The following is a 5,534-nucleotide window of genomic DNA, read 5'->3' on the forward strand; positions in this document are numbered from 1 at the left end:
TTTTTAAATATCTGAAAAACAATATTCAGTCCAAAAATTTTAGGTTTGTTGTGTTATATGTGGATAGAGCAATCGTTTTACAATAAACATTGTTTAAATCAGTTTTACTAAAACAGATGCCTGGAAATCTTATAATTAAAATTTTAATTTAGGCTTGTAAATCAAAAATAAAATTAAGATATTTGCATCCTCTAAAATAGAGGTAGAAAGACTAATAGGAAATGTCATAAGCGTTGTTGCCAGCAAATTGCAAAAATGTTCTTGATGCTTTCACACAAATAACTTAAAATAATATTCAAATGAAAAAAGATTTGCACCCAACAAGCTACAGACCAGTTGTTTTTAAAGACATGTCTAACGAATATGCTTTCTTAACAAAATCTTGCGTAGATACTAAAGAAACAATTAAATGGGAAGATGGTAATGAGTATCCTCTTTATAAATTAGAGATTTCTCACACTTCACACCCTTTTTATACTGGTAAAATGAAATTGGTTGATACAGCAGGACGTATCGATAAATTCAAAAACCGTTACGCTAAGAAATAATTTTAGCAACAAAAAGCATTTTTTGAAGTCCCTTTGCCAAAAGCATCGGGACTTTTTTTATTTTTGTTGCTTATGACAATCAATCTTTTTGATGATGCTTCTTGGATGTCTCTACGTCCGCTTACGTTTACCAGGCCTGTGGCCGATTTACGCATAGGGATTTTAACCATTGCCGAGAAATGGGCTAAACATTTAAAAGCCGATTTTGGCTTTCATACCCAAGATTACCTCTCTGTAAAGTTTGCGCCAAAACCCAATGCCGATTTGTTTATAAACGGTTCTGTTTGCCCGGATGAAGCTTTGCTAAACGCCATAGACAAACTTAAAGCAGGTGAAGTGCTTTACAAAAGAGATGTCATAATCGCATATATCGCAGATCAGCACGACTTAGAATCGGTTAAATCGCTAAAGCCGGTAGAATACACAGCTGATTTTATACAGATTGTTTATCCTGAACATATTTTTGGTAATAATCCTGGCGAGATCAGAAAAGATTTTAAATTATTGACCGAAGGACGCAGTTCGGCAAAGTTAAGCAGTACCAATCAGCTACTCGGAGATGATATCTTTTTAGAGGAGGGGGCAAAAGCCGAATGCAGCGTATTTAATAGTACTTACGGACCGATTTATATCGGTAAGAACGCCGAGGTTTGGGAAGGTTCTTTAATAAGGGGATCCTTTGCGCTTTGCGATAACTCGTCTATAAAAATGGGGGCCAAAATATATTCAGGCACTACCATAGGTCCGAATAGCCGTGCAGGAGGCGAAATTAACAATTCGGTAATTTGGGGCAACTCTGCTAAAGGCCATGAGGGTTATTTGGGCAATTCGGTAATGGGCGAGTGGTGCAATATAGGTGCCGATACCAATAATTCGAATTTAAAAAACAATTATGCCGAAGTAAAACTTTACGATTACGAAAGCAAAAAAATGCGTAATACTAACCTGCAGTTTTGCGGTTTAATTATGGCCGATCATGCTAAATCTGGCATAAATACCATGTTTAACACCGGTAGTGTGGTTGGCATTGGTGCTAATGTTTTTGGCGCGGACTTCCCTCCACACCACATTCCTGATTTTAGTTGGGGCGGCGCCAGTGGTTTCGATACCTATAAACTGAATAAAATGTTCGAAACAACCGAAAAGGTATTTGCCCGAAAAAATATAGCTTTCGATGAGGTAGAAAAAGATATCATTACTAAAGTATTTGAATTAACTCAAGCATTTAGAAAGTTTTGATAATGCAGCAATACAAAACGAATATTAAAATGTAATTGCCGAAGGTGCATTTGGTGCTACACTAGGGCATCAATCATTTAACTTAAAAGTTGTAACCTTGCATGGTGAAAAAATTGGATTCACTCAAGCAATTAAACGACGTTTTTTAGATCCAATTGATTTTTTCTGCTTTGGTTTGATAGCATTTTTAATTATTAAAAATTCAGAAAAGCACCAGAGAGTAGGTGATGTACTTGCAAAAACGCATGTAATTGATACGACAGACCCTGAACAAAATTTGGGACCAATAAGGGCCTTTAACTAAAATATAAAAACTAATACAAAATGAGAAAAAAGATTGTTGCCGGTAACTGGAAAATGAACTTAGATTATAACGAAGGTGTTTCGTTATTCAGCGAAATCGTAAATATGGTTAAAGATGAGCGCAAAGGCGATCAGCTGGCTATTATTTGCTCACCATTTATTCATCTAAACAGCTTGGCAAAATTGGGTGGTAACGATGTTAAAATTGGCGCTCAAAATATTAGCGATAAAGAAAGCGGAGCATATACAGGCGAAACTTCAGCTAAAATGGTTAAATCTGTTGGTGCAGAATACGTTATTTTAGGTCACTCAGAACGCAGACAATATTTCGCTGAAAGCGATGCTTTATTAGCTGAAAAAACTAAAGTTGCCTTGGCGAATGGCTTAACACCAATTTTCTGTATTGGCGAAACTTTAGACGAGCGTAACAACGGTAGTTATTATGAAGTATTAAAAAAACAGTTGGTAGAAGGTATTTTTAGTTTAACTGAAGAAGACTTCAAAAAATTGGTTATTGCTTACGAGCCAGTTTGGGCTATCGGCACAGGTTTAACTGCTTCTCCTGAGCAAGCGCAAGATATTCATGCTTTTATCCGCAGTGAAATTCAAGCTAACTATGGTTTTAATGTGGCTGATGATACAACCATTTTATATGGTGGTAGCTGTAACCCAGGCAATGCTGCAAGTTTATTTTCTCAGAACGATATTGATGGCGGCCTAATTGGTGGTGCATCGTTAAAATCACGCGATTTTACAGATATTATTAAAGCATTAAACAGTTAAATGCAATACACAAAAGCAATATTTACATTCAAAAGTATCGAAGATTATCAACAGGATCTGCTCATTAGCGATCTTGCCGATCTAGGCTTCGATACTTTCGAAGATAGTGAGGGTGGTTTTACGGCTTTCGTAATTAAAGACAATTTTAACGAGCAGGAATTAAAAGGTCTCTTGGCAAATTATAGCGAAGAATTTGCAACAGCATATACTTTAGAAGATGTTGCCGACGAAAACTGGAATGCCGAATGGGAGAAAAATTTTAGTCCGCTGATTATTGATGATGTATGTTATGTAAGGGCAACCTTTCATGAGCCTCAGCCATCATACCCATATGAGATCGTGATAGATCCTAAAATGGCTTTTGGCACAGGGCACCACCAAACGACCACAATGGTAATGCAGTATATTTTAGCGGCTGATTTAAAGGATAAAAATATCCTGGATATGGGCTGCGGTACCGGAATTTTGGCCATTCTGGCTRCAAAACTGGGTGCTAAAAGCCTAATGGCCATCGATTATGATGATATCTGTTACGAAAGTACCATAGAAAATGCTGCACTTAATCAGGTAGATAATCTAAAAGCGCTTTGCGGTAGTAAAGAGGTGATTCCTAACGACGAATATGATGTTATTTTTGCCAATATCAATAGAAATATACTTTTGGATCAGATTCACCGTTACGCCGAGGTATTGAAAGCTGAAGGCAAAATTTTCTTCAGTGGATTTTATTTAGATCCTGATTTAGGAATGATTACCGCTGAATGTGCTAAATACGGCATCAAATACGTCGATCATAAACAAAATGGCGATTGGGTTGCGGCTCAGTTTGAGAAAAATAATGATTGAATATTGAATGAGTGAATTCTAAATGAGAGAGTGATAGAATTTTGAATGAATGAATGATAGTGTTTTAGTTTACGACGCATTACCATTCAATCATTCTCTAATTCCTTCATTCAATAATTAATTTATATGCACATACATTTTATTGCGATTGGTGGAAGTGCAATGCACAATCTGGCCATCGCCTTACATAAAAAAGGGTATCAAATTTCGGGATCTGATGATGTAATTTTCGAGCCTGCAAAATCCCGTTTAGATAAATACGGACTATTGCCTGTTGAAATGGGTTGGGATGAAAACCGCATTTCAAGCGATATAGATGCGGTTATTTTAGGTATGCATGCGCGCATCGACAATCCAGAGTTATTGAAAGCGCAAGAATTAGGTGTTAAAATCTATTCTTATCCTGAATATATTTACGAGCAAAGCAAAAGTAAGTTGCGCATAGTAATTGGCGGCAGTCATGGTAAAACAACGATTACCAGTATGATTTTACATGTGCTAAATTACTATAAACGCGATTTCGATTATTTGGTAGGTGCACAACTGACCGGATTCGAAACCATGGTAAAGGTTACCGAAGAAGCACCCGTAATGATTATTGAAGGTGATGAGTATTTAGCTTCACCGATTGATAGAAGGCCCAAATTTCATCTTTACAAGGCAAATGTGGCTGTAATTAGTGGTATTGCATGGGACCACATCAATGTTTTTCCAACCTATGCCGATTATACTTCGCAGTTTGATAAATTTATCGATACGATTGAAGATAACGGAACTTTAATTTATTGTGAAGCAGATGCTGATTTAAATGAAATTGTAACGCAATCAAAAGCCAACGTTACCAAAATTGCTTATGCTATTCCAGCGCATGAAATCAGAAATGGAATAACCTACTTACTTCCAGAAGAAACGGCTTTAAAGATTTTTGGCGATCACAACCTGATGAACTTGAACGCAGCCAAATTGGTGTGCAAGCAATTGGAAATCAGTGCAAAAGAATTTGATGCTGCMATTTCCTCATTTACTGGCGCAGCTAAACGTTTAGAAGTGATCTCAGCTGATGAATCGACCAATGTTTACAAAGATTTTGCGCATTCGCCATCAAAGTTAAAAGCTACTATCGATGCTGTTAAAGCGCAGTTTACCAATCGAAAATTAGTAGCCTGTATCGAATTGCATACTTTCAGTAGCCTGAATAAAGATTTTTTAAAAGAATATACGGGAGCAATGGATAAAGCCGATGAGGCAATTGTTTTTATAGATATTAAATCTTTTGAGCAAAAACGGATGGAGCCTTTTTCTGAAGACAATGTTCAGCAGGCCTTTGCTAATCCAAAACTGAAATTTTTTAATGATGCAACTAAGTTAAAAGCTTATTTATTGAGYTTGAATTATAAAAACACTAATCTACTCATGATGAGTTCTGGCAATTATGCAGGTTTCGATCTGCCTGAATTGGCAGCTTCTTTAAAGAAGTGAGATTTGAGACATGAGATTTGAGAAGCGAGATTTCAGAGCTGAACTCCCGCTCAAATCTCATATCTAGCATTTCGAACCTCATGCCATGTCTCGTATCTCACGTCTAATATCTCAAATCATAAAAAGTATGAAAAGCATCGGAGATAACATTAAGCAAAGTAGGTTGGCCTTAGGTTTAAGTCAAGCGGATGCTGCTAAAAAACTTAATATTTCTACTCCTGCCTTTTGTAAAATAGAGACAGGTCAAACCGATCTCAATATTTCCCGTTTACTCCAGATTTCCAGAACATTTAAGGTGCCGGTAATACAGCTGATATCTGGGCAGTCTGTAATATC

General features: G+C 36.7%; 7 protein-coding genes. All 7 read left to right on the plus strand.

Going from position 1 to position 5,534, the window contains the following annotated elements; all coding sequences use genetic code 11:
- Nucleotides 1–299: 299 nt before the first annotated feature.
- The gene (locus tag AC1DND_RS22400) at nucleotides 300–548 is read left to right on the plus strand and encodes a type B 50S ribosomal protein L31 (protein WP_025142617.1); all 249 of its coding nucleotides are present in this window, start codon (nucleotides 300–302) and stop codon (nucleotides 546–548) included.
- A 72-nt stretch (nucleotides 549–620) separates the two neighbouring features.
- Nucleotides 621–1,787, plus strand: coding sequence for a putative sugar nucleotidyl transferase (locus AC1DND_RS22405; protein WP_477584818.1), 1,167 nt, complete (start codon nucleotides 621–623; stop codon nucleotides 1,785–1,787).
- A 34-nt stretch (nucleotides 1,788–1,821) separates the two neighbouring features.
- On the plus strand, nucleotides 1,822–2,091 hold the full coding sequence (locus AC1DND_RS22410; RefSeq protein WP_477584822.1) for an RDD family protein: 270 nt from the start codon (nucleotides 1,822–1,824) through the stop codon (nucleotides 2,089–2,091).
- A 20-nt stretch (nucleotides 2,092–2,111) separates the two neighbouring features.
- The gene (gene tpiA / locus AC1DND_RS22415; RefSeq protein WP_132396929.1) at nucleotides 2,112–2,873 is read left to right on the plus strand and encodes a triose-phosphate isomerase; all 762 of its coding nucleotides are present in this window, start codon (nucleotides 2,112–2,114) and stop codon (nucleotides 2,871–2,873) included.
- Nucleotides 2,874–3,719, plus strand: coding sequence for a 50S ribosomal protein L11 methyltransferase (gene prmA / locus AC1DND_RS22420; RefSeq protein ID WP_477584819.1), 846 nt, complete (start codon nucleotides 2,874–2,876; stop codon nucleotides 3,717–3,719).
- 126 nt (nucleotides 3,720–3,845) lie between these two features.
- A complete protein-coding gene (locus AC1DND_RS22425) occupies nucleotides 3,846–5,198 on the plus strand; it encodes a UDP-N-acetylmuramate--L-alanine ligase (protein ID WP_477584820.1) in 1,353 nt (450 codons plus the stop codon).
- Between the two features lie 127 nt (nucleotides 5,199–5,325).
- Nucleotides 5,326–5,534: helix-turn-helix domain-containing protein (locus tag AC1DND_RS22430; RefSeq protein ID WP_477584821.1), on the plus strand; the 209-nt coding region annotated here is incomplete at its 3' end.

Source organism: Pedobacter sp. 01N416 (genome assembly GCF_056399685.1).

What these genes read in the sequence shown, in the direction of transcription:
- AC1DND_RS22405 (WP_477584818.1), top strand. Translation starts at nt 621, where the DNA reads ATGACAATCAATCTTTTTGATGATGCTTCTTGGATGTCTCTACGTCCG.
- tpiA (WP_132396929.1), top strand. Translation starts at nt 2,112, where the DNA reads ATGAGAAAAAAGATTGTTGCCGGTAACTGGAAAATGAACTTAGATTAT.
- AC1DND_RS22400 (WP_025142617.1), top strand. Translation starts at nt 300, where the DNA reads ATGAAAAAAGATTTGCACCCAACAAGCTACAGACCAGTTGTTTTTAAA.